This is a genomic window from Amycolatopsis sp. NPDC004772, assembly GCF_053601215.1.
This window is the reverse complement of record NZ_JBSGBK010000006.1, coordinates 79,286-104,707: the sequence shown is the minus strand read 5'-3', so window position 1 is coordinate 104,707 and position 25,422 is coordinate 79,286. Positions and strand designations below refer to the sequence as shown.

Here is a 25,422-nt window from a genome sequence, read left to right as displayed (position 1 = left end):
CCCCCCGTTCGCTACAGGAACCGCCGGTGCCCGGACCGCACGGGTACCCCGGCCTCGGCGAGGCCGGTCAGCGCCGCCGGGAGCGGATCCCGGTGCAGCACCCCGAGGCGCTGCGTGGCGCGCGTGAGCGCGACGTAGAGCTCGGCCGCGCCGCGCGGGCCCGCGGCCAGGATCCGCTCCGGTTCGACGACGAGGACGGCGTCGAACTCCAGGCCTTTGGCCGCCGCGGCCGGGATCGTTCCCGGCACCCCGGGCGGCCCGATCACGACGCTGGTGCCTTCGCGGCCGGCCTCGTCGCGGACGAAGTCGTCGACGGCGTCGGCGAGCTCGTCGTCCGCCACTCGCCTCGACCACGGCCGGACCCCGCAGGCACGCACCGATTCCGGCGGTCGCGCGTCCGGCGCGAACTGCGCCAGCAGCGCGCCCGCGACGGCCATGATCTCCGCCGGGGTGCGGTAGTTCACGGTCAGCTCGCGGTACTGCCAGCGATCGCCGACGTACGGCGTGAGCACCGGGCCCCACGCCGTCGCCCCGGCCGCCGAGCGGCGCTGGGCGAGGTCGCCGACGATCGTGAACGACCGGCTCGGGCACCGCCGCATCAGCACCCGCCAGTCCATTTCGGACAGTTCCTGGGCCTCGTCGACGACGACGTGCCCGTACGTCCAGTCGCGGTCGGCGGCCGCCCGCTCGGCGAGGTCGCGCGCGTCACGCTCGACGAACCGCCCGGCCAGGTCTTCGGCGTCGAGCAGGTCCTCGGCGACCAGCTGGACGTCCTCGTCGAGTTCCTCGGCGTCCAGCTTCATGAGGTCCATGACGCCGGAGGCGTACTCGACCTCGGCTTCCGCCCGCCGGCGCGCGGCGGCGCGTTCGGCGGTGTCGTCCCGGCCGAGCAGGTCGGCCAGCTCGTCGAGCAGCGGCACGTCCGAGACGGTCCAGGCCGTGCCGTCGGCACGGAAGAGCGTCGGGTCGGCCCCGGCGGCCTCGAGGCGGCGCGGGGATGCGTACAGCGGCGCCAGCAGTGTCTCCGGCGTCAGGTACGGCCACAGCGCGTCGAGTGCGGAGCCGAGCGCTTCGTGCTCCGCGAGCTCTTCCAGGACGTCGGCGCGCAGATCCGCCCACAGCCCGCGGTCCTCCCGCGTCATCCAGCCTTCGCCGATCTTCGCCACGACCCGCTCGGCGACGAGCGCCACCGCCTGCTCCCGGAAGATCGCGCGGGCTTCGTTGTGCGGCAACCCCGACTCGCGCGCGGCGAGCCGAGCCTCGGTCACGAGCTCGGCGTCGAGCGCCACGACGACGTCACCCAGGTCGACCGGCACCGGCTCGGCGGGCACGTGCTGACGGTCCGCGACCGCGGCGGCCAGCACGTCGAGGATCCCGAGCGATCCCTTGAGCCGCGCCACCTCCGGCCGGTCCTCGGCCGTGACGCGCAGCCCGGGCACCAGGTCGCCGGTGGTCAGGAAGACGACGTCGGACTCGCCGAGCGACGGCAGCACCCGGCCGATGTGGTCGAGGAACAGCGGGCTCGGCCCGACCACCAGCACGCCGCTGCGGGACATCCGCTCGCGCCGGGTGTAGAGCAGGTACGCCACCCGGTGCAGGGCGACGGCCGTCTTGCCGGTGCCGGGACCGCCCTCGACCACCAGCACACCCGCGTGGCCGAGGCGGATGATCTCGTCCTGCTCGGCCTGGATCGTCGCGACGATGTCCCGCATGCCCTCGCCGCGGGGCGCGTTGACGGCCGCGAGCAGGGCCGCGTCCCCGCGTTCGGTGTCCCCGGGACGGCCCAGGACCTCGTCGGTGAATTCGAGGACCCGGCGCCCCATCGTGTGGAACTGACGGCGGCGGCGCATGTTTTCCGGCCGTGCCGCCGTGGCGACGTAGAACGGCCGCGCCGCCGGCGCCCGCCAATCCAGCAGGAACGGTTCGTAGTCGTTTTCCGCGTCGAACAACCCGAGCCGGCCGATATAGCTGGTTTCGCCCGAAAGGGCGTCCAACCGGCCGAAGCACAGGCCGTTGTCGGCGACGTCCAGCCGGGCCGCCTCCCGCGACCGGCAGCGGACGTCGGTCTCCCGTTCCCCCGGCGTCACCCCGGTTTGCCCGAGTGCGCCGTGGTACCGGGCCTGCGCCGCCGCGCGCTCGCGGTCGAGCCGCTCGTACAGCGCGGCGACGTAGGCCCGTTCTTCCCGCAATCCCTCGTCGTACCCCTGGTTTGACAAGTTCCCCTCACAGCGGTTAGACTCTTAACAGGTTCGGCGATCGCTCCCATTGTTTCCGGAGAGCACGCCGATTTTTTATTGTCCACCCGCTGTCAAGGGCCTCAGCCCAGCATGAATTCGCGCGGGTTCAGCGGCCGGTCGGCCACCCGCACGTCACCCAGCAGCCCCGCGAAACTGCGGTCGACCTTCCCGCCGTAGGAGGATGCGCCGACCAGCCACGGGCCGCCCGGGTCGGCGAGCCCGACCGCGGGCGTGGCCGGGTTCCGGACCACCGGGCAGCCGTCGACGTACACGGTCGTGCGCCGGCCGTCGTTGACCACGGCCACGTGCCACCACTTCTCCACCGGCAGCTCGTGGCCCCAGTTCGTCGACGTCCGGTTCTGGTTCAGCGGGTACACCGCCCACTGCAGCTCGCCACCGTCCGAAAGGGACAGTGTGGCCGCCGACTCCTCCGGGTCGTCGCCGGTCTTGCCCGCGGCCGCGCCGCTGCCCTGCCGGGCGAACAGGCCGCACCAGCCGTGGTGGCCGTCCTTGAAGTTCGCCGGCAGCCAGAAGAACGCCTCGACGGTGTAACCGCGCTCGAACTTGAGCTTGTTGATCGGCGCCGTGTCGACCGTGCGCAGGTAGGCGCCCCGGCTGGGGTCGCGACCGCCGTCGAACCGCAGGCTGGCCCGCGACGGCTGCCGCGGCGAGAACTCGTTCGAGTACTTCAACGCGTCCGGTCCGCTGCCCGGCGCGGTGACGCGCGTGAGGTCGTTGCCACGGCCGGTCTGGTCGCGCACGACGACGTCGTCCGGCACCGCCTTGCCGTCCTGGCCGCCTTCGAAGCGCCAGTACGCGACGGTTCCGGGCACCAGCAGCTGCTTCGCCGGCCGCGCGGGCGGGACCGGCACCGGCGCGAAGCCCTTGAACCGCTCGGCGAAGTCGATCTCCAGGCTGAAGTAGTCGGACGAGCCGCTGCGCTCGATTTCGATCTGCTGCAGCTCGCTCAGGTGGTCCTGCGCGGCGAGCCACGGCGAGAACGTCCGGACGTCGATCACCCCGCGCGCGAGGTCGAACTGGTAGAGCCGGACCATGGCGCTGCCGCCGTAGTAGCGGTCCTGGTAGTTGGCGATGTGGACGTGCACGTCGTGGCCGGCGGCGTTCTTCCGGACGGTCCGCCCGGTCGGCCAGTAGTGGCCGTTGAGCGTGAGGAAGATCTGGTCGTTGCCCTGCACCAGTTCCTTCCAGACGAGCTCGCCGAACGTCGAGAACTGGGCCTGGTGGTCGTCGTCGGCCCAGACCAGCTCGTGGATGGTGAGGATGGCCGGCAGCGTCGGGTGCTGCGCGAGGACCTGCTTCGCCCAGTTCAGGCCGCCGGCCGAGGGCCGCCAGTCCAGCGCCAGCAGCAGCCATTCCCGGCCGCCGCCGCGGAAGATGTGGAAGGTGTTGTAGCCGTCCTTGGACGCGCCCTTGAAGGTCGGCGAGTTGCGCTGGCGCTGCGGGCCGAACGCGTCGAGGTACGGCGACGGGCCGCGCTGGTCGTCCTTCGAGCCGTCGATGTCGTGGTTGCCCGCGAGGGTGCTGTACGGGAACCGGCGGCGGTCGAGCGCCTGGAACGACCGGCTGATCCTGGCGAACTCGTCCGCCCGGCCGTTCTGAGTGAGATCGCCGAGGTGGGCGAGGAAGACAACGTTGTCGTCCTGCCCTTCGAGGACGTACCGCAGCGAGGCGTCCAGCGGGGCCGCGTCGCCGCGGTCCTCGTCGAACAGGTACTGCGTGTCGGGCATGACCACGAGCGTGAAGCGCGGATCTTCGGCGTCCGGGCGGTGCCGGCCGGTGGCTTGGGCGGCGGGCGCGCCGAGGACGTTCGGCAGGGTCGCCGCGGCGGCGACGGCCGGGGCGCCGAGGAGGAAGGTCCGGCGAGAAGTGTCAGTCACGGGCGGGAAGCTACGGGCGGCTTCCGACCACCCCGGCAACTGCTGCCGAACACGGGGTGAACAGCGGTACTGTGCCCGCATGAGCGGCCCGCGGGTGTTCCGGTTGATCCAGCCCGTCGACGATATCGAGGTCGCCGTCGCGTTCTACGCGGCCGTGTTCGGCGACCCCGGTGAGCGGATCGCGCTCAACCGGCACTACTTCACCTGCGGCGGCGTGGTGCTCGCCTGCGTCGAGGCGCCGCCCGAGCACCGTGAGCCACGCCCGCAGCGGGACCCGCGGATCGTCTACCTCGCGGTCGAAGACGTCGAGAAGACCTTCGAGCGGGTGCGCGCCGCCGGGCCGCGCTGGGCCGACGACGCCATCGAGACGCAGTTCTGGGGCGAACGCTCCTTCTACGCCGACGACCCGTTCGGCAACCCGCTCTGCTTCGTCCAGGAGGACACGCTCTATTTGGGCGGTCCGGTCGGCTGATCGCCGTTGCCCGGGTGCATCCGGATCGGCATCACGAACCAGAGGACGCCGAAGATCAGCAGGCACAGCACGGCCATGATGACCATGGCGATCCAGCTGTAGACGACCTTGGCGATCAGCGCGACCGTCGACGTGATGGCGAGGGCCAGGCAGACCAGCCCGACCAGCACCAGCCGGTTGCCGACGGTCAGGATCCGTTCGCGGCTGCCCGTGCGAAACAGCAGCCGGTGCCACGCCGCGGGCGCGGTCAGCAGGGCCGTGGCCGCCACCGCGAGCGCCACCGCGGACAGGTGCAGCGACTTCTCGAACCCGCTGGCGTCGTGGAACCGGTCGGTGAACACGACCGACAGCAGGAAGCCGAACAGGATCTGCACCCCGGCCTGCGCGACCCGCAGTTCCTGGAGGAGCTCGCCGACGTTGCGGGTGAGCTGCTCGTTGCGGGTTTCGCCGGTGTGTTCGGGCACCAGACGACCATAACCGGGCGCAGGACGGTCCACCGGCTGGGAAAACCGTGACTTTTCCACCAAATCGGTCACACTTTCGAGTGATGATCATGGCGGTGGCCCGGGCGGCTGGCTAAAGAGGGGAAATGCTTCTTCTTCCCGCCTTCACCGCCGCGGCCGCTGTCGCCGTGCTCGCTCCCGGCGTCGCCGCCGCGTCACCGTCACCGGTGCGGTTCACGACTGCGCACGGCACGTTCACCGCGGCTGCCCCCGGCGCACCCGCGGTGACGTACCGCCCCGACCTCGTCCCGGCCGGCGCCCAGGCGCACGTGTTCGGCGTTTCGGCCGCCGGCACGACCACGCTGCTCTTCGTGACCGGGCTGTGGCCTGGACGTACCTACGGCGCGCACGCCCACACCCAGCCGTGCGGCGCGACCGGCGATGCCGCCGGACCGCACTTCCAGCACGTGCCGGACCCGGTGAAGCCGTCGGTCGACCCGGCGTACGCCAATCCCCGCAACGAGATCTGGCTCGATTTCACCACCGACCGGGCCGGCACCGGCTTCGCTCGGTCCACAGTGGACTGGACGTTCGCCGGCCGGCGGGCGAAGTCCGTGGTCGTCCACGAGACCCACACGCACAGCGATCCGGGCCACGCGGGCACGGCGGGTGCCCGGCTGGCCTGCCTGAACGTCGATTTCTAGTCAGAACCCCCAGCTGCGCTCGGGCACCACGCGGATGCGGACGGAGTACTTGGCGTCGAACCCGTCCGCGGTCAGGCCGATCGCCTCGTAGCGGGAGCCGTACTTGTCGAGGTATCCGGGCGCTTCGGACGCCTTGCCCGGCTCGACGTGCGCTTTGCCGCTCACCACGAGGATCGAGCCGCCGCCGGGGTTGCTGTTGAAGTGGAAGCTCACCTCGGGGTTCGCCTCGATGTGCCGGAGCTTCGCGGTGCCGGGCTCGCTGAACACCACGATGTCTTCGCCGTCGAGGACGAACCACACGGGCCGCGGTGCGGGCCGCCCCTTCGGAGTGACCGTGGTCAGCCAGGCGATCGGCTCGCCGGCGCGTTCGGAGAGTTTCGGTGCTGCCATGTCGGTGCCCCCTGGTCGTCGGTCTGTGCTCCAGGGAACCACGGGGCACCGACAATTTCTTCCCGGACTTAACGCGACGCGACCCGCCGCGCGTACCGCGTCCCGGCCGCCAGCAGGACCAGACCCGCGCCGAGGAACGCGCCGACCCTGGCCAGCCCGTCGAGCGCCGACAGGTCGAACAGCACCAGCTTGAGCACCGCGGCGCCGACCAGGATCAGCCCGGTCACCCGCAGCGCGACGATGTCGATCCCGCGCAGGAGCAGCACGAGCGCGGCGATCGTCCAGGACACCGTGATCAGCGCGTGGCCGAGGAGGAACCCGGTCCGCCCCGGGACCGCGAGCAGGGCGCCGCACAGCACGACCCCGGCGGCGCCGTACAGCGCCGAAACCCCGGCGAGCAGCCAGATCGGCAGGTCGTCGGCCGGCCCGCGGAACACCGCCAGCCGCGCGGCGGCCCACGGCAGCGCGATCGACACGGCGAGGATCAGCGCGGCGACCGCGAGCGCGCCGGTCAGCTCGGCGACCGGGTGGGCGCGGGGGACGATCAGCAGCCCGGGCGTGACGTCGAAGACCACGCCGAGCAGGCCGCCGATGGCCGCAAATCCGAGCGCGGCGGCCAGTGCGCCCCGGTTGCGGCCGCCCACCGCGGCCACGACCAGCAGCAGCGCCTCGCCGAGCAGCACCCCGGCACGAGCCGGGCCGTCGAACTGGGTCACCGTCGCCTGCAGGAGCGCGAGCAGCCCGGCCAGGCCGGCCACCTGCCCGGCGAACCCGGGCCACCAGCGGCGCGCCGCCCAGACGGCGAGCAGCAAGACGCCCGCGCCAGCCGTGATCGGCACCGCCTGCGTCTTCGGCAGCAGCACCGCCGCGATGAGCGTCGGCAGCACGGACGTCGCCAGCAGCGAAAGCGCGGCGGGGTCGTTCTCGCGGCGGCGCAGCACGATCAGCGCGAGCACGAGCCCGGTGACGCCGGCGCCCCCGGCCGCGGCGGTGTTGGCCCAGCTGCCGCCCCCGCCGAGCCACGCCGTGCTGATCACCGAGGCGAACAGCGGCGGGACACCGGCGGCGAGCGTCAGCGACGACCAGTCGCGGCGCAGCTGCACCGGCGCCGTCGCGAGCTGGATCATCAGCAGGAAGGTGACCAGTTCGGGGGTGAACCCGCGGACGATCATCGGCGCGCACACGGCACAGCCGATGACGACGGCGGACGCCAGCAGCGGCGACTCCCAGCGTACGGCCACGAGCAGCCCGCCGACGGCGACCGCCAGCCCGGCGGCGAGCCCGGCGAGCACCGGCAGGAATTCGTACAGCGTGGTCGCGGCGACGACGTCGAGGTAGAGCGTCGCGATGCCGGTGGCGGCCAGCGCGAACGCCCCGGTGCGGCCGGCGGGCTTGCGGTGCAGCCAGACGCCGGTGCCGGTCAGCGCCAGCCCGAACCCGGCGCCGACGAGCACCCGCGGCAGCGGCCCGAGCCACCCCCGCTGCACGGCCAGCACCAGCAGCAGGACGACGCCGAGCAGCGTCACGGCCCCGCCGACCCAGGCGAGCACCCGGCTGCCGGCGCCTTCCTTGCCGAGCTTCTCGCCCAGCGTCTGCCGCGGAACCGGCAGGTACGGCGTCGGCGCCGGGACGTACGGCGGCCGCTGCGGTGGCGGCGGCGGGGCGTACTGCGGTTGGGGCGGCTGCCACTGGTACTGCGGCCACGGGACCGACTCGGGCCGCACCGGCCGGGGCGGCGGCTGTGGCTGTGGCTGCGGCGGTGGTTCAGGCTGTGGCTGTTCGGCCGCTTTCGGCTGTTCGGGCGCTTTCGGCTGTTCGGCCGCCTTTTGCTGCTCGGGCTGCTTTTGCCGTTCGGGCTGTGGCTGCTGCTCGGCGTGCGTCTCCTGGCCGGCTCGCTCGGGCTGCTCGTCCCGGACGGTCCGCAGTTCGGAGCCCACCAGGGCGAGACGACGCCCCAGGTCGTCGATCTCGCCGGCGAGCCGGAGGAGCACATCTGCTTCGGTGGTCATACCGGACAGGGTCACCCAAAGGCGTCACCTGCGGATCCGTAGCACTACTCAATCCCGGGTCACGTCCTGGTCGCGGCCCGCACCTCGTCCATGGTGGTCATGATCGAGACGGTCTCGGCCAGCGGCATGAGCGGGCTTTCGGTCTCCCTGGCGGCCAGCCGCAGCGCCACTTCGTCGGCCTGGTGCCGCAGGCCACGGCCTTCATCGACGTATTCGAAGCGCCGCCGCTCGCCTTCGCGCGGAATGAAGGTGAAGGAGGCGGGAGCGTAGAAGGGCCCGTCGACCTCGATGCGCGCCTCGGTGCCGACGATCGACGCGGTGGTCGGCGAAATCGCGCTCAAGGTGCAGGTCAGCACGGCCTGCGCGCCGCCGGCGTAGCCGAAGAGCATCGACATCTGCGCGTCGACCCCGGTGAAAGCGGGCGTCGCCATCGCGGCGACGCGCTCGGGCTGCCCGAGCACCATCGACGCGAAGGAAACGGGATAGATGCCCAGGTCGAGCAGGGCACCCCCGCCCAGTTCGGGAGCGAACAGCCGGAAGGCGGGGTCCTCGGCGAACCACTGCCCGTGGTCGGCGGCGACGGTGACGACGTCCCCGAGGCTGGGCAGGAGCTCGCGGATGTGCCGGATGTGCGGCAGGAACCGCGTCCACATCGCCTCCATCAGGAAGAGGCCCTGAGCGCGCGCGAGGTCGACGAGGTCGCGAGCCTCCTCGGCGTTCATCGTGAACGGCTTCTCGACGAGCACGGGCTTCCCGGCTTCGAGGGCGAGCCGCGCGTTGGCGTGGTGCATGGGATGCGGCGTCGCGACGTAGACGACGTCGACGTCCGGATCGTTCGCGAGGGCGTCGTAGCTGCTGTGGCGGGTGGGGATGTCCAGCTCGCCGCCGAACCGCTCGGCACTCCCACTCGACCGCGACCCGACCGCGGCGACCACGCCGGACTCGGTGAGCTGCAGGTCCCGGGCGAAGGCGTCGGCGATCGCACCGGTACCCATGATCCCCCACCGCAAGGGCGTGTTCGTCATACACCGAACCCTATGCCTGCCGGGAGCGGGCCAACAAATCCGCCCGGCGACTTCCCACGAGATTCGCCACGGAATCGGAAATCTGTTGACGCGGAGAAATATTGCGATCCCTCGTAATGCATCGGACGGTCGCGGCGACTCCGATTCGGACACCATCCGAAGGTGGCTTTCGAGGAGGTTCTCACGCATGGCCGGAATCGAGTGGTTCGGCACCGACCGGTTCGGTGCGGCGACGGAGCTTTCGTTCGAGGACCACCTCTGCCGGCGCATTGTCGAGGCCCTGCTGGTGAGCGCGAGAAACGGGGTGCCGCGGAACCCGACCGTCCGGGTTCCGATCGCCGAGCAGATGCTCACCCTGCTCCCGGTCGACCGGGCGGAGTTGCGCGTCCGCCTCGAACGCGCCGTGCTGCGCAGCTGGCCCGGCGCTCCTCTCGGGACGGTCCGGGTGTTGTGCGAAACGATGACCGCCGACCGCAGTGAGGTCGAGGTCCTCGCGCCGGGCGACAGGGACGCGGTGCCCACCGCGAACCACGGACCACCGCGGCCGGCGCATGCCCGCCCCGCAGCGCCGCCGCACGCACGCCCCGCCGCGCCGCCGGTGGCCCGGTCGCTGATCCACCGCCCGACTGGCGCCCGGATCTTCCTACCGTCGCAAGGGATAACGCTCGGCCGGGCCGTGCCGCCTCCCGGCCGCCTCCAGGACACGCGAGCCGGCCGGCGCCACTGCCACGTGCTGCCGACGCCCACCGGTGTGCGGTGCGTCGACCTGCGCTCCACGAACGGCACGTGGGTCGACGGGGTCCGCATCCACGGTTCGGCGGATCTCCGCCCCGGACAGGTGATCCGGATCGGCACCACGGAGTTCGCAGTGGACGGCTCACCCGGGCGGATCCAGTGCGAACCCTCGTAGCCCCCGGCGGCGGTTTCCGGCCACGAATTCGTGTGACAGTGGGAAACAGGACGATCAGGGGCAATCATGGCAGGAGGTACCGAGGTGCAGCGAAGGTTCGGTGATCTCCTTTTCTGGTGCGCCGGAGCGGATCCGGCGCTGACCGAAGGCAGCGGGGTGCAGCGGCTCGAACGGGCCCGGTACGTCTGCACCGGGCTCGCTGTCCTGCTCACGGCGTTGGCCAGCGGCATTTCGATGACGATGGTGATCGGCACCGTCCGGCATGCGTTTTCGTCGTGGCACCTCGTTCTGGCCGCATTCTGGGCGCTGATCATCTTCAACCTCGACCGCAGTTTGGTCAGTTCGGTTTCGTACGGAAAGCCGGAGGGGCAACCGCGGCGCGAGTGGACCGGTGTGGCCGGCAAGGTCGCCGCCGTTCTCGGCCGGTGTCTCCTCGCCGTTGTCATCGCCTCCGCCGTTTCCGAGCCCGTGTTGCTGACGATGTTCGCGCCGGAGATCGCGCACCAGGTCGACATCGACCGGAACGGCCAGGAAAAGAAGACGCGGGAACAGGTGGAAGCGACTTTCTCGCAGCGACGTGCGGAAATCGAGCACACCTGGGCAACCGCGCAGCAAGCCACCGTCGACGCTCAGGCCGCCCGCGACAAGGCGCAGAAGGACGTGGACGACGAGATCGCGGGCAAGCACGGCACCGGCGTCGGGTGCTCGCTGCGGGACGGCAGTCCGTGCGCCACCTACCAGGCGACGCTCAGAGAGCGGCAGAACCAGGTCGCGACGGCTCAGGAGGCAGAGGGCAAGGCGAAGACGAAGTACGGCGCAGATCTCGCGGCGCTCAAGACGGAGATCGACCAGAAGGTCATCGAGCAGGACCGCATCACTTCGCAGGCCAACGGCCTGCTCGCGCAGGAGAAGGCACTGGACGAGATCGTCGACGCCAATCCCGCGTTGAGCCTGCGGGTGTGGATCGTGCGGGGGATCTTCCTGCTCATCGACCTGCTCCCGATCATCTTCAAGTTCTTCGCGCCTCGAAGCGTCCACGACCGGGTTGCCCGGCGCACTGTCCTCCGGGCCTTCGAGCGCGAAGAGGCTCAACACCAGGAAGACGAAGAACTCGAAGCCGCGCGCAGCCGGTCCCGGCGCGTCTCCGGCCTCGCGAGCATCCAGGCGGACGAGGACGTGCTGCTGGAACAGATCGCGAAGGAGAAGGACCTCGAGCTGGAACGGCTCAAGCTGGACCACGACCGGGATCTGCAGGTGCACCGCTGGCGGTACGAAGGCGAGATCGCGGCGGCCAAGGCCGCGTTCGGGACGACCACCGTGCTCCCGTCGTCCCGCGACGACGAGGCGGACCGGCTGACGGTGGTCGACGACTCGCACGCCGAGACCGTCCTGCTCCCGCGGCAGCGCGAGCAACCGGCTCGCCGTGTCCTGGACGATCGCTGGGTGGTGGAGGGACCGCTGCCCGACGCGGACCGCCCGGGCTTCAGCCTGGTCCTGCTCGCCCACGACCTGCTCGAGCCGAGCTTGTCGGTGGTCGTCAAACGAGCGGTCGAACACGACTACGCCCAGGAAGCCATCGAGAAGGACCTGCACTTCCTGCGGAAGATCCGGAGCAAGTTCGTGGCACCCATGCTCGGCGTGGGCCGGGACCCGCTGTTCGGCGCCTACATCGTCACGCCGAGGTACCCGCAGACGTTGAGCAGACTGCTGCGCGACGGCGACAGCGTCCGGACCCTGGAGTGGTCCATCCGCATCGTCGGGCAGGTGCTGCTGGGGCTGATGGACTCGTGGACCGCCGGCTGCGTCCACCTCGACATCAAGCCGGCCAACATCGCGCTGGACCCCGACGGCAACGTGCGGCTGATCGACTTCGGCCTCGCCAAGGCGGTCGACGACGGCACCCAGCCGCCGACCGGCGGCGAGATCAAGTTCACCCGCTGGTACGCCCCTCTCGAACAGGTGCTTCGCGAGCCGCGCAACGGCTGGGCCAGCAGTGCGAGCGACGTCCGCGCGGTCGGGGCGGTCTGGTACGAGCTGCTCACCGGGCAGCGGCCGCTCTACCACGAAGCGCGGGCGAACGGGTGGGATCCGGACGGCATCGGCGTCCACCAGCTGGTCGAGCTGCTGCGCGAGCACGACCCGATCGATCCGCGCGTGCTGAACCCCGACCTGCCCGAGTCGGTCGCGGTGCTCGTCATGCAGTGGCTCCACCGCAATCCGGCGAAGCGCGTGTCCGGGCAGCTCGGCGACCGGAGTCACGCCGAACTGGCCTACGAGGCACTGGAGCTGGTGCGGCAGGACGTGCAGGACCGGGACGTGCAGTACCAGCTGCTGCCGCCGAACCAGCTGGCGGCCGGCAGCTCCGGCGACGACGGCGGACCGTCGTCCGCTCCCACCAACCTCGGAGGTGACGGGAAATGGTGAACGTGCTGTCGGTGCTGATCGGGTTCGTCGCCGGTATCGCGACGACGATCTGCACGTTGACGCTCTTCCGCCACACGACGGCAGCCGGACGTCCGGTCCGCTCGCGGGAGCACCGGGGACGGAAGACGAGAACCCGGCGCCGTGAGCTCGCCCTCGCCGAAGCCGAAGCGGTTCCGGAGCCGCTGCCGGGCGAGCGGCCCTTGGCCCTGCCCGCGGCCGAGAGCCTCCGGCAGCTCGAGAGAGAGCGGGCCGACCGGATCGACGACGGCGAGCCGCCGGGCACCGAGGTCTTGGCGGCCGCGCCACCCGGCACCGAACTCGTCGTGCGTGATTCCGCGGCACCACTGCGCCCCGCCGATCCCGCAACGGAAGTACTCGTCGCGGCCGACCTGCAGCCGTCCCGGAAAGCCGTGGCGGAGCAGCCGGCTTCACCGGTGGCCGAAGGCGGCGAACAGCGTCGCCGGGTCGCCACGACCCTCGCCTGGCTGCGCGGCACCGACGACTTCCTGCTCAGCCGGGCCAGCACCGTGATCGGCCGCAGTTCGCAGTGCGACATCGTGCTCGGCGGCGATCGCGTGAGCAGGCGGCATTGCGTGATCAGCCAGATCGAGGACGACTGGTGGCTGGAGGCGTTCCCGACGAGCAACGGCACGTCGCTCAACGGGCAGGCGGTATCGCCGGGCCGCCCGGTCCGGCTGCGAAACGGCGACGAAGTCTGCCTCGGCGGCGCGGAGGTGCTCAGCCTGGTCGTCCCCCGCGACCGCGCGGGCGAGCTGTGCTTCGACGCCTTCGGCGACAGCGTGATCGGCAGCCGGCGGAAGAACGAGGACGCCTTTTTCGCGGACTTCTCCGTCGTCGCCGTCGCCGACGGCGTGGGCGGCCGTCCGGCGGGAGCGGTGGCGGCCCGGATGGCGGTGGACGGGGTGCGGCACGCCGGCCCGGAGCAGGACCTGGCCATGACCGCGGCCAACCTGAACCGCGCGATCCGCGCCCGCGGAGCCGACGACGTGCTGGCGACCGGGCTCGCCACCACCCTCGACGTCGCGATGCTGCGGCCGCACGGCACGCGCTTCCGCGTCGAAGGCCTGCACGTCGGGGACGGCACCGTCCTGCTGCAGACGGAGGCGGGGATCAGCCGCCTCGTCCGGCCGCACGCCACGCAGGGGTTCGCGCTCGCGGGACGGCGTGACCCGGTGGCCAAGGGCCGGCTGCTCCGGGCGGTGGGCCTTGCGGACTCGGTGCAGCCCGACCACTGGGAGAAGATCGCCGCGGTGGGGCAGCGGTTCGTGCTGGCCACGGACGGCCTGGTCGGCTCGCTCGGTGCCGAACGCCTCGAGGAGGTGCTCCTCGCCGCGCGCGACGAGCCGCCTCGAGAGTGCGTGGCCACCCTGCTGGCCATGGTGGGACAGGTCGGTGCGGCCGACAACGTGACCGTCGTCGTCGCCGACGTGATCGAGGAACGAAAGCAGGGATGAACGTGGCTCGCCTGACCTTGATCACCCCGCCGCAGCCGGACCGGGACGTCCTGGCCGGCACCGAGGTCTACCTCGACCGGGAGTTCTTCTCGGGCGCCAGTGGCCGGGTCGCCATTTCCCGCCGGCCCAACACGCCCTGCCTGCGTTATCGAGCGGGGGACTGGTGGCTGGACAACGACTCGACCGCGCACAACGGCCTGCTCTCGGTCCACTTCGCCGGTGAGCCGAAGCGGGTTCAGGTGCCGCAGCGGTGTTCGGTGCGCCTCCCGGACGGTCGCGCCGAGGTGATCGCCTGGAACAAGGAATGCCGGTTGTGGCTGGCCATCGAAGGATCGGCGCACCAGGGCGTCAAGGTCGGCACCCCGGACGGCGAGCGCACCGAAGTCGGCGTGCCGGGCGCGGTGCTCCGGGTGCGCGAGCTGTGGCAGCGGGTGCCGGTGCACCGGGTGATCCTCGCCGCGCACTACCGCGAGTACTTCACGGCCGGGCTGCACGCGCCGGCCCCGCAGGGCCGCACGCAGACAATGCGGTGCATGGGGCAGGAGAAGGCCACCCAGCTCGACCGGGCCCTCCGCGAGACGATGGACGCGGTCTGGGGCGAGCAGGGGCACGGCGAAGAGCTGCCGGACTACCTGATCAGCCAGCACCTCCTCGGACCGCGTGACCTGCACCTCGTACCGCACCGGGCGTGCCGCCACCAGCGTCCCGGCCCGGTCGGGCACGACAGCAACTGACCGGCGCTCCGCCGCCTGCACACCGTTCCGAGCCCTCGATCGGCGTGATCGACACCACAGGCGACAATGGAGGACGTGACCGCGACCTTGAGCAAGCCCGCCCTGCGAATCGGCCCCTACGAGGTCGATCCGCCGGTGGTGCTCGCGCCCATGGCCGGGATCACCAACGTCGCCTTCCGGCAGCTGTGCGCCGAGTACGGTGCCGGTATCTACGTGTGCGAGATGATCACTGCCCGCGCCGTCGTCGAACGGCACCCCGGGACCATGCACATGATGACCTTCGGGGCGGACGAAAAGCCCAGGTCCATGCAGCTTTACGGGGTGGACCCGAAGACCATGGCCGAGGCTGTCCGGATCATCGTCGGCGAGGGGCTCGCCGACCACGTCGACTCCAACTTCGGCTGCCCGGTCGCGAAGGTGACACGCAAGGGCGGCGGGGCCGCGCTGCCGTTCAAGCGGAAACTGTTCGAAGCCATCGTGCGCGAGTCCGTGAAGGCGGCCGGGGACACGCCGTTCACGGTGAAGTTCCGCATCGGCATCGACGACGACCACCACACCTTCCTCGACGCCGGCCGCATCGCCGAGGCCGAAGGCGCCGCCGCCGTCAGCCTGCACGCGCGCACCGCCGCCCAGCGCTACTCCGGCCAGGCCGACTGGACGAAGATCGCCGCGCTGAAGGAGGCCGTGACCAGCATCCCGGTGCTCGGCAACGGCGACATCTTCTCCGCCGCCGACGCCCTGCGCATGGTCGAGGAGACGGGCTGCGACGGCGTCGTCGTCGGCCGCGGCTGCCTCGGCCGCCCGTGGCTGTTCGGCGAGCTCGAAGCGGCTTTCCAGGGCCGCGCGCTGCCCACCCCGCCGAACCTGGGCGAGGTGGCGGCCGTGCTCCGCCGCCACACGGAACTGCTGGTCGAGCACGACGGCCACGACAAGGCGATGCGCGACATCCGCAAGCACATGGCCTGGTACCTGATGGGCTTCCCGGTCGGCTCCGAGCTCCGCCGCGGCTTCGCGATGCTGTCGTCGATGGACCAGCTCGACGACCTGATCGCCCAGCTCGACCACTCGGCACCGTTCCCGGACGCGGCCACCGGCCCGCGCGGCCGTCAGGGCTCGCCGGGCAAGGTCACGCTGCCGCATGGCTGGCTCGACGATCCGGACGACGACTGCGTCCCGGAAGCCGAAGATATGCACTCGGGCGGCTGAGCTGCACCAGGCTCAGGCCGAACAGCAACACCCCCAGCGGCACGTGCACGACCTTGACGTGCGCGATCCCGAGGAACACCTGCGCTGTCACAAGGCCCAGGAACACGGCCGCGTAGAGGATCATCCCCGGCGAGCCCCCACCGGGCCGCCACACCAGGACCGCGGCGACCACCTGCACCACGGCGACAATCCACACCGTGTAGGCCGAAGCACTGTGCAGGACGTGCCCGTTCGGGGTGGTCAGCAGCAGGCCGGCGGTGATCGGCGCCAGGAAGAGCGCCAGCGTCTGCAGCGCGATCGTGCCGCGCAGAAAGATCGTCATGCCCGGTAGACGGCGCAGCCGCGCGGAATGTGAGGTCGACCGCCCGATCGGGTGAGCCGGCCGACCGTGACATCTGTCAGCCCGAAGTCGTGGCGGACGGCATCCTTGCCGAAGCCCCCGCCGCGACAAGCTCGTCCCATGACGACGAACCAGCCCGCAAGCTCCCTGGTCAAGACCCTCGCGATCGAGGTCGCCGTGCCCATCGGCGTCTACTACGCACTCCACTCGCTCGGCGCGAGCGACTTCACCGCCCTCGCCGTCTCCGGGGTCTTCCCGCTGGCCAGGACGCTCTACCAGTTCGCCAAGGACCGCACGCTCAACGGCCTCGCCCTCGTCGTCCTCGTCACGAACGTCGTGGGCATGCTGCTCACCTTCGTCTCCGGCGACGCCCGGATGATGATCGCCAAGGATTCGCTCGGCAGCGGGATCACCGGCCTGGTCATCCTCGCCTCCGCCTTCACCGCGGCCCCGATCATGACCAAGACGATGCGGCCCTTCCTCACCCGCGGCAAGGCGGAGAACGAAGCCGCGTGGGAACGGCTCAGCGGCACCGAAACCTTCGACGCCATCCTGCGGCGCTGCAGCGTGATCTGGGGCATCGGCTTCGCGCTGGAAAGCGCGGTTCGCATCGTCGGCGCCTTCACGCTGCCGATCTCGACCATGGTGTGGCTGAGCACCGCCATCTTCGCGGGCGCCTTCGCGGTGATCATGGTCGTCTCCGGCAAGGTGGCCGAGAAGGCCGGCAAGATGATCGTCGCCGACGCGAAGCCCCTCGTGGCCGCTTGACCTGCGACAACGCCGGGTGTACAGGTGTGGACATGTACAGCAAGCGGCAGCAGCTGGTCGGCGACCTCACCGACCTGATCCGCTCCGGGCGCCTCGCCCACGGCGAACGCCTCCCCGGCGAGAACCAGCTCGCCCTGCAGTACCAGGTCAGCCGCGGCACCGTCCGCAGCGCGCTGTCCGAGCTCCAGCAGCTGGAGCTCATCTCCACCCAGGCCGGTGTCGGCTCCTTCGTCATCTTCGACGGCGTCCAGCTCGACCAGCGGATCGGCTGGGCGCAGGCCCTCGCCGACGCCGGCGCGCCGGTCACCACCGAACTGCTCGGCATCGAGGCCGTCGAAGACCGGGCCCTCGAAGAAGAATTCGGCGAACCGGCCTACGTCGCCGTGCGGCGGCTGCGGCGGGAGCACGACCGCGGGATCTCCCTGGAAACCGCCACCGTGCCCGCCGTCGGGCCGCTCGCCGGCCTCCCCGAGACCGGCCTGCGGGACGGCTCCCTGACCAAGACCCTCGAAGCCGCCGGGCGGATCTCGGTCGGAGGCGACCAGTGGATCAGTACCGAACGCCTCGACGCCTGCGCCGCCGAACTGCTCGGCCGCAGCATCGGCGAACTCTTCCTCCGCGCCGAACGGACGTCGGTCGACATCGAAGGCCGGCTCGTCGAGCGGGTCGTCAGCCTGCTGGACCCGGACCGGTTCCAGTTCCACCTCACCTTCGGACACCGGTGACCGCGCGGGACCGGGCGCTCGGCGCGTTCACCGGGCTGGCCGTCGGCGACGCGCTCGGCATGCCGACGCAGTCGATGTCCCGCGCCGCCATCGCCGCCACCTACGGACCGGTCACCGGCCTGCTCACCGCCGTCGCCGAACAGCCGGTCGCGCCGTCGATGCCCGCCGGCTCGGTCACCGACGACACCGAACAGGCCGTGCTGCTGGCCCGGCTGCTCATCGACGGCCGCGGCGTCGTCGAGCCGCACGTCTTCGCCGACGCCCTGCTGATCTGGGAGGCCGACATGGTCCGCCGCGGCTCCGCGGACCTGCTCGGACCGTCCACCAAACGCGCGCTCGCGCGGCTCCAGGACGGCGTCCCGGCCGACGAAGCCGGCCGCACCGGCACCACCAACGGCGCCGCCATGCGGGTCGCGCCGGTCGGCATCGCCACGCCGTCGGAAAACCTGCACCGCCTGGTCGACGCGGTCGTCGCGACCGCGCGGGTCACGCACAACACCAGTTTGGGCATCGCTTCGGCCGCGGCGGTCGCGGCCGTCGTCTCCGCCGGGGTCGACGGCGCGAGCCTGGCCGAAGCCCTCGACGCCGGTGAGCGCGCCGCCGTCGTCGGCGGGGAACGCGGGCACTGGGCGCCCGGCGGGGAGATCGCCGCCCGGATCCGGTGGGCGCGCGACTGGGTGCGGGGCATGGCGCCGGCCGCCGTCGCCGACGCGGTCGCGCAGGTCATCGGCACGTCGGTCGCGTCGCAGGAGTCCGTCGTGGCCGCGTTCGCGCTGGCCGAAGCGATGGGCGACGACCCGCCGTCGGCGTTGCGCCTGGCCGCCGGGCTCGGCGGCGACACCGACACCGTGGCCGCGATCTGCGGGGCAATGCTCGGCGCCGCGCACGGTGTCGGCGCCTTCCGCCCCGACGTCGTCGAAACCGTGCTCGCCGTCAACCGGCTCGAATTCGGGCCGCTCGTCGACGAACTCCTGAAGCTGCGCCGCCGATGACCGGGCGGCTGGTACACACCGGGCAGGTCGTCGTCGACCTCGTCATGGCGGTGCCGGCCCTGCCCCCGGTCGGCGGCGACGTTCTCGCTTCATCAACGAACCTGTTGCCCGGCGGCGGTTTCAACGTCATGTCCGCAGCGGCACGCTCCGGCGCGAAAGTGCTTTACGCTGGCAGCCACGGAATCGGCGGCTTCGGCGATCTCGTCCGCAGCGCCCTCGCGGCCGAAGGTATTGCCCTGGCCCACGATCCGGTGTCCGAAATGGACACTGGGGTCGTCGTCGTGCTGGTGGACGCGACCGGAGAACGCACCTTCGCGACCGGCACCGGCGCCGAAGGACGGCTGAGCGCCGAACTTCTCACCCGCGTCACCCCAAAGAATGACGACGTCGTGTACGTGAGCGGATACAGTTGGTTGCACGAGATCAATCGCGGCGCCCTCATCGAGTGGCTGCCCCGGCTGCCCGGCTCGAAGATCCTGTTCGACCCCGGCCCGCTCATCACCGACATCGACCCTGGAGACATCCATGACCTTTTGTCCACCATAGACATTCTGAGTTGCACCGCCCGCGAAGCCGAGGTGCTGGGCGAGCTGCCGCCCGTCGCCATCGTCCGCGAGGGCGCGAAAGGCTGTCGTGTCCACGAAAACGGCCGGATCACCGACGTCCCCGGGTACCCGGTCGACGTCGTGGACACGACCGGCGCCGGCGACACGCACTGCGGCGTGCTGGCCGCGGAGCTGTTGCGCGGCAGCACCGTCCTCGACGCCGCCGTGCGCGCCAACGCGGCGGCCGCGCTTTCGGTGACCCGGCGCGGCCCGGCGACGGCGCCGGGCCGGGAAGAGATCGACCAGCTGGTGGAGGCCATGCGATGACCGGTTCCCGCAGGCTCGAGGTGGAGACCAACGGCCTCGACGTGATCGACGACGCCGAGCGGCGCGGGCGCCCGCGGCAGCTGTTCTGGCCGTGGTTCGGCGCGAACGTGTCGGTGCTGGGGCTGAGCTACGGCTCGTTCACCCTCGGCTTCGGCATCTCGTTTGGGCAGGCGCTGGTCGCCGGCGTGGTCGGCATCCTGTTCTCGTTCCTGCTGTGCGGGTTCATCGCCATCGCCGGCAAACGCGGGTCGGCGCCGACGATGCTGCTCTCGCGGGCGGCGTTCGGCGTGCGCGGCAACCGGCTGCCGTCGGCGATCTCGTGGCTGCTGACGGTCGGCTGGGAGACGGTGCTCGCCGCGCTGGCGACGCTGGCCACGGCGACGGTGTTCGAGCGCCTCGGCTGGGGCGGCGGAACACCGACGAAGGTGGTCGCGCTCGTCGTGGTGGCAGCGCTGACCGTCGCGGCGGGCGTGCTCGGCTTCGACGCGATCATGAAGCTGCAGACGTGGATCACCTGGATCACCGGCGTGCTCACGGTGGTCTACGTGGTCCTCGTGGCCGGCGACGTGCACTGGGACGCCGTCAGCGCGCTGCCGTCCGGCTCGGCGCAGCAGTGGGTCGGGGCGCTGGTCTTCCTGATGACCGGCTTCGGCCTCGGCTGGGTCAACGCGGCCGCGGACTACTCGCGCTACCTGCCGCGGTCGGCGTCGAGCCGGGGCGTGGTCGGCTGGACGACGTTCGGCGCGTCGGTGGCGCCGGTGGTGCTGCTGGTGTTCGGGCTGCTGCTGGCCGGCTCGTCGCCGGACCTGAACAAGGCGATCGCGGCGGACCCGATCGGCGCGCTGACGACGTTGCTGCCGCTGTGGTTCCTGGTGCCGTTCGCGATCGTCGCGGTACTCGGCCTGGTCGGCGGCGCGGTGCTGGACATCTATTCGTCGGGGCTGGCGCTGCTCTCGGCGGGCCTGCGCATCCCGCGCCCGGCGGCGGCGCTGGTCGACGGTGTGATCATGATCCTCGGCACGATCTACATCGTCTTCTTCGGCGGCGAGTTCCTCGGCCAGTTCCAGGGTTTCCTGGTGACGCTGGGGGTTCCGGTCGCGGCCTGGTGCGGCGTGATGCTCGCGGACGTCCTCCTGCGGCGCCGCGACTACGCCGAGCCGGACCTCTTCGACCCGGCGGGTCGGTACGGTGACATCCGCGTCGGGCCGATCGCCCTGGTCCTGGTGGCCACGGCGCTCGGCTGGGGCCTGGTGACGAACACGTCCGCGGAATGGCTGAAATGGCAGGGCTACCTGCTGGAACCGCTGGGCCTGGGCGGCCGCAAAGGCGCGTGGGCCTTCGCGAACCTCGGCGTGCTGCTGGCGCTGGCCTTGGGGTTCCTGGTGACGTTGCTGACGCGGCGGCGGGTCCGCGAACAGGAGGCAGTGTGAGGAGAATTCTGGCGGTCATCGACCTGCAGAACGTGTTCGCCGACAGGGCGAGCCCGTGGTTCACTCCCCGCTTCGCCGAGGTGGTCCCACGAATCCACCGCTTGGTGACGGCTTTCGGTGACGACGTCGTGTTCACCCGGTTCGTCGCGCCCTCGCGCCCGGAAGGAGCGTGGCGCCGGTATTACGAGCAGTGGCCGTTCGCCTTGCAAGCGCCGGATTCGCCGCTGTATCAGGTGATCGACGCGTTCGAGCCGACGTCCACAGTGGACGCGACCACGTTCGGGAAGTGGAACGCCCGCATGGCCACCCGGGTCGGCGGCGCGGGCCTGGTGCTGGCCGGCGTCTCGACGGACTGTTGCGTGTTGTCGACCGCCCTGGCGGCGGCGGACGCGGGTGTCGCGGTCACCGTGGTGTCCGACGCGTGCGCGGGCGTGGACGACGAGAGCCACGCGAAAGCGCTGGACATCCTGCGGCTGTACGCGCCCTTGGTGACGGTCGCCACAGTCGCGGAGGTGCTCGGCTAGGCTGGGCTCGGTGAGCCTCGAAGCCTCGGCGATCGCGTTGACCACGGCGGTGGTGAAGGCTGCCGCCAAGATCTGGCTCGGAGATCGCCCGATCGCCGCGGACGCCACGGCCAAGGTGTTCGACCTGCTCGAGAAGCAGGTGACCGGTCTCAACGACCGCCGCAAGCTCCGGCTGCTGTTCACCAACCTCGAGTCCCGGGTCGCGGATCGGCTCCTGCCGTTCCTCGACGTCGAGTTCCGCTCGCTGCCGGAGAACGAGCGCGCGGCCGCAGTCGATGCGGTACGTGAGACGTTCGAGCGCGCCGCGTTGACCGACGAAGACCTGTTCGACGCCGACCTCGACGCCGCGTACCTCTACCGCTACCTGCTCCGGACCGTCCCCGGCGTCACCCGGCTCCTCTCGGCCGACGCGACCGAGCTGTACCAGCGGGTGCTGCGGGAAAGCTGCGCGTACCTGGTGCAGGTGACGAGCACCCTGCCACGCTTCCAGCCGGGCGCGCTCGTCGAAGTCCTGCAGCGCGAGACGGAGATCCTCGAGACGGTCCGGAAGGTGCTGGCGACGCTGCCGGAACGCCGTCACCCGGACGACTTCGCCGCGGACTTCCGCCGTCAGGTCGTGACGGCGCTCGACCGGATGGCGCTGTTCGGCGCGGGCCTGGCCGAGGCGACCCGGCTGTACCCGCTGTCGGTCGCCTACCTGAGCCTGAGCGTCACGACCGAGGACGACGTCGCCGGCGATCGGATCGAGCACGTGCTGCCACGGACGTCGAGGATTCTCCTGCGCGGTGAAGCCGGCTCCGGCAAGACGACGCTGCTGCAGTGGCTGGCCGTCCAGTGCGCGAGCCGGCAGCTGCAGAACGTCGGTGGCTGGGACGACCTCGAGCCGTTCCTGGTGCGGCTGCGCCGGTTCAGCCACTCGCCGCTGCCGACCCCGGAACGCTTCCTCGACGAGGTCGGCAGGCACATCGCCGACGAGATGCCGTCCGGCTGGGTGCAGCGGCACCTGCGCCAGGGCCGGGCCGTCGTGCTCGTCGACGGCCTCGACGAGGTCCCGGACATGCGCCGCCGCGAGGTGCGTGAATGGCTGCGCGAGCTCGTCGGCGCGTTCCCGCGCGCCCGGTTCGTCGTCACCACACGCCCGACCGCGGTGACCGCCGGCTGGCTGCGCGACGAGGGCTTCACCGAGGTCCGCCTCCAGCCGATGACCCCGCGCGACGTCCGGACGTTCGTCACGCGCTGGCACCACGCACTGCCGGACGGGCCGCTCGACCAGGAACGTGATGCCCTGATCGCGGCTATCGGCGCCCGCAGCGCGCTGCGGCGGCTCGCCGAGAACCCGCTGCTGTGCGCGTTGCTGTGCGCGCTGCACCACCAGGGCAACGGACGCCTTCCGGAGAACCGGATGGAGCTGTACGAAGTCGCGTTGCGCATGCTGCTCGACAGCCGCGACATCGAGCGCGGGATCGAGGCTCCCGTCCGGCTGTCGCTGACCGAGAAGCTGGTGCTGCTGCGGAGCCTGGCGTACTGGCTGGTCCGCAACGGCCACACGGACGTCCCGGCCGCCGACGCCGAAGCCCGCATCACAGCGAAGCTGCGTTCGATGGGTCAGATCGACGTGACGCCGCGGACGGTGTTCCGGCACCTGCTGGATCGCGGTGGCGTGCTGCGCGAACCGGTCCCGGGCCGGATCGACTTCGTGCACCGGACGTTTCAGGAGTACCTGGCCGCCGAAGAGGCGATCGAAGAGGACGACATCGGCATCCTGACGGCGAACGCCCACCGCGACGACTGGCGCGAAGTGGTGGTCCTGGCGGCGGGCCACGCCCATCCCGCGCAGCGCGAGCGCCTGCTGGACGGAATCCTCCAGTGGGACGCGGACGAGAAGGGCCGGCTGAAGCTCGACCTGGTGGCGCTGGCCTGCCTGGAGACGTCACCGGTGTTGAGCGAGCGGCTGCGCAACGAGATCGAAGATCGGGCCAGCACGCTGATCCCGCCGTCCAGCGACGAGAAGGCGGCGGCGCTGGCAAGAGCCGGCGAGTTCGTCCTCGACCTCTTGGCCACCGCTGACCCCGAAACTCCCGAAGCAACGGCGGCGACCGTCCACACGATCGCGTCGATCGGCGGGCCGGGGGCGTTCGAACTGCTGACCCGCTACCGCAATGCCCGGGAAAAGGCCGTGGTGGACAAGCTGGTCTGGGCCTGGACCCGGTTCGACCCGATCGAGTTCGCCGAACGCGTGCTGGCCGATCTGCCGATCGATTTCCTGTGGTTGGACGAACCGGCGGCCCTGGCCGGCCTGAAGCACCTGCGGCATCTCAGGCGCCTCTTCTGTGACGTCACCGGTCCGGACGAGTTCTGCCTTGCGCCGTTGGCGGACACCTCGTTGGAAAGCATCATGCTGGAAGGGGGCCGGGCCGATGCCTCGACGGACATCGCACCGCTGTCAGGGATATCCACCCTTCGCGAGATCATCGCCACGACGCCGACCCACGGGTGGGCGCGACTGGCCGAACTGCCGCTCCTGAAGGCACTCACGCTGAGCCACATCGAAGACATCGGCTTGATCGCCGAGCTGACCCCCTTGCGGCACCTGTCCGCGCTGACGCTGCGTGACCTCCCGCACCTCGCGGATCTGCGGTGTTTGTCCTTTCTGGACCAGCCGCACCAGCTCTGCTTCGAAGTCTGCCCCAGCCTCCGGGATGTCCGCGCCCTGGTTCACTGGGCCGGCAGCCTGACCGAGCTCAGCTTCTTCGATTGCCCCGAGGTGGACCTGAGCTTGTTGCCTTCCCTCACTGGCCTCCGGGTGCTGGAGCTCGCGAACACCCCCGTCCCGGACCTTCGGCTCGTGTCCCGGCTGAGCTCCCTCCGGGAACTGCACCTGCACGGCAGCGGCGACATCGATCTGAGCCCCCTCGCCGACCGGCCCGACATCGAGGTGAAAGCAACCGTCGACCCCTCGTACTCCGACGTGGGAGCGGCAGCAAGCGATAGATTCAGGTCGTGATCGACCACATCAGCATCCCCACCGAGGCCGGTTCCTTCGACGCCATCGCCGCCGGGCCCGAAGACGGGCGGCCCGTGCTGCTGCTGCACGGCTTCCCCGAAGCCGCGATCGAATGGGAGCACCAGGTTGCCACCCTCGGGGTGCTCGGGTTCCGGGCCGTCGCGCCGGATCAGCGGGGGTACTCGCCTGATGTGCGGCCCGAGCAGGCCGGCGACTACTCCATCGATCACCTCGTCGGGGACGTCGTCGCGATCGCGGACGCGCTGGGGTGGCCGGAGTTCGACCTCGTCGGGCACGACTGGGGTGGCGCCGTCGCCTGGTGGACCGCCGACATGCACCCCGGACGTCTTCGCAGCCTCGCCGTCGTCTCGACGCCGCACCCGGGTGCGCTCGCCGATGCCATGAAGACCGATGAAGACCAGCACCTGCGGACGCGCTACATGACCGAGTGGCGACAGACCCGTGTCACCGAGCGGCGGATGCTGGAGAACGGCGCCCGCGCGCTGCGCGAGATGTTCGATCGGCGTGTCTCACCGTCGAAAGTCGACGACTACGTGCAGCGGCTGTCCGAGCCGGGCGCGCTGACCGCCGCCCTCAACTGGTACCGGGCCGGGCGGCCGGGCGGGAAGATCGGCACCATCACCGTGCCGACGCTGTACATCTGGAGCACCGAGGACGTCTCCTTCGGCTCCACCGCCGCGCTCGACACCGCCAACCGGGTCACCGGGCCCTACCGGTTCGAGATGCTCGAAGACGTCTCGCACTGGGTGCCCGAAGAAGCGCCGGAGGCCGTCACCTCGCTGCTCGTGGAGCACCTCAACGCGCGGTGACGGCGCGTCA

Annotated in this window: 22 protein-coding genes; 15 read left to right on the top strand and 7 right to left on the bottom strand. The window is 71.1% G+C overall.

The features are described from left to right. Positions 1–11: 11 nt before the first annotated feature. A complete protein-coding gene (gene helR / locus ACWEF6_RS06065; RefSeq protein WP_449681889.1) occupies positions 12–2,216 on the bottom strand; it encodes an RNA polymerase recycling motor ATPase HelR in 2,205 nt (734 codons plus the stop codon). Positions 2,217–2,317: 101 nt separating this feature from the next. Then, a complete protein-coding gene (locus tag ACWEF6_RS06060) occupies positions 2,318–4,135 on the bottom strand; it encodes a LamG-like jellyroll fold domain-containing protein (RefSeq protein WP_449681888.1) in 1,818 nt (605 codons plus the stop codon). 79 nt (positions 4,136–4,214) lie between these two features. Here ACWEF6_RS06060 and ACWEF6_RS06055 point away from each other — a divergent pair, with 79 nt between their 5' ends. Continuing rightward, positions 4,215–4,607: a VOC family protein gene (locus ACWEF6_RS06055; RefSeq protein ID WP_449681887.1), complete on the top strand. Its 393-nt coding sequence runs from the start codon at positions 4,215–4,217 to the stop codon at positions 4,605–4,607. Here the strand turns inward: ACWEF6_RS06055 and ACWEF6_RS06050 are convergent. After that, entirely contained in the window at positions 4,583–5,071 is a 489-nt protein-coding gene (locus tag ACWEF6_RS06050) for a DUF6328 family protein (protein WP_449681886.1), read from the bottom strand. The two genes, ACWEF6_RS06055 and ACWEF6_RS06050, sit on opposite strands and share 25 nt — an antisense overlap. 125 nt (positions 5,072–5,196) lie before the next feature. On the opposite strand from ACWEF6_RS06050, the gene ACWEF6_RS06045 reads away from it, so the two are divergent. Then, positions 5,197–5,754: a superoxide dismutase gene (locus tag ACWEF6_RS06045; protein ID WP_449681885.1), complete on the top strand. Its 558-nt coding sequence runs from the start codon at positions 5,197–5,199 to the stop codon at positions 5,752–5,754. On the opposite strand, the gene ACWEF6_RS06040 is transcribed toward ACWEF6_RS06045, so the two are convergent. The 3 genes from ACWEF6_RS06040 to ACWEF6_RS06030 all read right to left on the bottom strand — a co-directional run bounded on the left by ACWEF6_RS06040 (position 5,755) and on the right by ACWEF6_RS06030 (position 9,178). Continuing rightward, positions 5,755–6,144 (bottom strand): TIGR03667 family PPOX class F420-dependent oxidoreductase, encoded by a 390-nt coding sequence (locus ACWEF6_RS06040; protein ID WP_449681884.1) that lies wholly within the window; start codon positions 6,142–6,144, stop codon positions 5,755–5,757. Positions 6,145–6,212: 68 nt separating this feature from the next. Beyond that, complete coding sequence (locus ACWEF6_RS06035; protein WP_449681883.1) at positions 6,213–8,153, bottom strand: DUF2339 domain-containing protein; 1,941 nt, start codon at positions 8,151–8,153, stop codon at positions 6,213–6,215. A 59-nt stretch (positions 8,154–8,212) separates the two neighbouring features. Continuing rightward, entirely contained in the window at positions 8,213–9,178 is a 966-nt protein-coding gene (locus ACWEF6_RS06030; protein ID WP_449681882.1) for a Gfo/Idh/MocA family protein, read from the bottom strand. 187 nt (positions 9,179–9,365) lie between these two features. Here ACWEF6_RS06030 and ACWEF6_RS06025 point away from each other — a divergent pair, with 187 nt between their 5' ends. From ACWEF6_RS06025 to dusB, 5 genes are all read left to right on the top strand, one after another. After that, a complete protein-coding gene (locus ACWEF6_RS06025) occupies positions 9,366–10,088 on the top strand; it encodes an FHA domain-containing protein (RefSeq protein ID WP_449681881.1) in 723 nt (240 codons plus the stop codon). 84 nt (positions 10,089–10,172) lie between these two features. Next, positions 10,173–12,512 (top strand): DUF4407 domain-containing protein, encoded by a 2,340-nt coding sequence (locus ACWEF6_RS06020; protein WP_449681880.1) that lies wholly within the window; start codon positions 10,173–10,175, stop codon positions 12,510–12,512. Continuing rightward, positions 12,506–13,987 carry an FHA domain-containing protein gene (locus ACWEF6_RS06015; protein WP_449681879.1) on the top strand — a complete coding sequence of 494 codons (1,482 nt, stop codon included), beginning with the start codon at positions 12,506–12,508 and terminating at the stop codon, positions 13,985–13,987. Before ACWEF6_RS06020 ends, ACWEF6_RS06015 begins: the two co-directional genes overlap by 7 nt. Before the next feature lie 2 nt (positions 13,988–13,989). Further along, the gene (locus ACWEF6_RS06010; protein WP_449681878.1) at positions 13,990–14,721 is read left to right on the top strand and encodes a hypothetical protein; all 732 of its coding nucleotides are present in this window, start codon (positions 13,990–13,992) and stop codon (positions 14,719–14,721) included. 66 nt (positions 14,722–14,787) lie between these two features. Continuing rightward, on the top strand, positions 14,788–15,927 hold the full coding sequence (gene dusB, locus ACWEF6_RS06005) for a tRNA dihydrouridine synthase DusB (protein ID WP_449681877.1): 1,140 nt from the start codon (positions 14,788–14,790) through the stop codon (positions 15,925–15,927). Here dusB and ACWEF6_RS06000 read toward each other — a convergent pair. Beyond that, positions 15,848–16,249: a hypothetical protein gene (locus ACWEF6_RS06000; RefSeq protein ID WP_449681876.1), complete on the bottom strand. Its 402-nt coding sequence runs from the start codon at positions 16,247–16,249 to the stop codon at positions 15,848–15,850. The two genes, dusB and ACWEF6_RS06000, sit on opposite strands and share 80 nt — an antisense overlap. Positions 16,250–16,387: 138 nt before the next feature. On the opposite strand from ACWEF6_RS06000, the gene ACWEF6_RS05995 reads away from it, so the two are divergent. The 8 genes from ACWEF6_RS05995 to ACWEF6_RS05960 are packed head-to-tail and all read left to right on the top strand — an operon-like array spanning position 16,388 to position 25,412. Then, positions 16,388–17,035 carry a VC0807 family protein gene (locus ACWEF6_RS05995; protein WP_449681875.1) on the top strand — a complete coding sequence of 216 codons (648 nt, stop codon included), beginning with the start codon at positions 16,388–16,390 and terminating at the stop codon, positions 17,033–17,035. Positions 17,036–17,067: 32 nt separating this feature from the next. Next, positions 17,068–17,760: a GntR family transcriptional regulator gene (locus ACWEF6_RS05990; RefSeq protein WP_449681874.1), complete on the top strand. Its 693-nt coding sequence runs from the start codon at positions 17,068–17,070 to the stop codon at positions 17,758–17,760. Then, on the top strand, positions 17,757–18,752 hold the full coding sequence (locus ACWEF6_RS05985) for an ADP-ribosylglycohydrolase family protein (protein ID WP_449681873.1): 996 nt from the start codon (positions 17,757–17,759) through the stop codon (positions 18,750–18,752). Before ACWEF6_RS05990 ends, ACWEF6_RS05985 begins: the two co-directional genes overlap by 4 nt. Continuing rightward, positions 18,749–19,624: a PfkB family carbohydrate kinase gene (locus ACWEF6_RS05980; protein ID WP_449681872.1), complete on the top strand. Its 876-nt coding sequence runs from the start codon at positions 18,749–18,751 to the stop codon at positions 19,622–19,624. The genes ACWEF6_RS05985 and ACWEF6_RS05980 overlap by 4 nt, the downstream gene beginning before the upstream one ends. Beyond that, the gene (locus ACWEF6_RS05975) at positions 19,621–21,054 is read left to right on the top strand and encodes a purine-cytosine permease family protein (protein ID WP_449681871.1); all 1,434 of its coding nucleotides are present in this window, start codon (positions 19,621–19,623) and stop codon (positions 21,052–21,054) included. The genes ACWEF6_RS05980 and ACWEF6_RS05975 overlap by 4 nt, the downstream gene beginning before the upstream one ends. Then, on the top strand, positions 21,051–21,578 hold the full coding sequence (locus tag ACWEF6_RS05970; protein ID WP_449681870.1) for a cysteine hydrolase family protein: 528 nt from the start codon (positions 21,051–21,053) through the stop codon (positions 21,576–21,578). The genes ACWEF6_RS05975 and ACWEF6_RS05970 overlap by 4 nt, the downstream gene beginning before the upstream one ends. A gap of 10 nt (positions 21,579–21,588) precedes the next feature. Further along, complete coding sequence (locus ACWEF6_RS05965) at positions 21,589–24,582, top strand: NACHT domain-containing protein (protein ID WP_449681869.1); 2,994 nt, start codon at positions 21,589–21,591, stop codon at positions 24,580–24,582. Then, positions 24,579–25,412, top strand: a complete 834-nt coding sequence (locus ACWEF6_RS05960) for an alpha/beta fold hydrolase (protein WP_449681868.1) — start codon at positions 24,579–24,581, stop codon at positions 25,410–25,412. Before ACWEF6_RS05965 ends, ACWEF6_RS05960 begins: the two co-directional genes overlap by 4 nt. Positions 25,413–25,422: the final 10 nt, after the last annotated feature.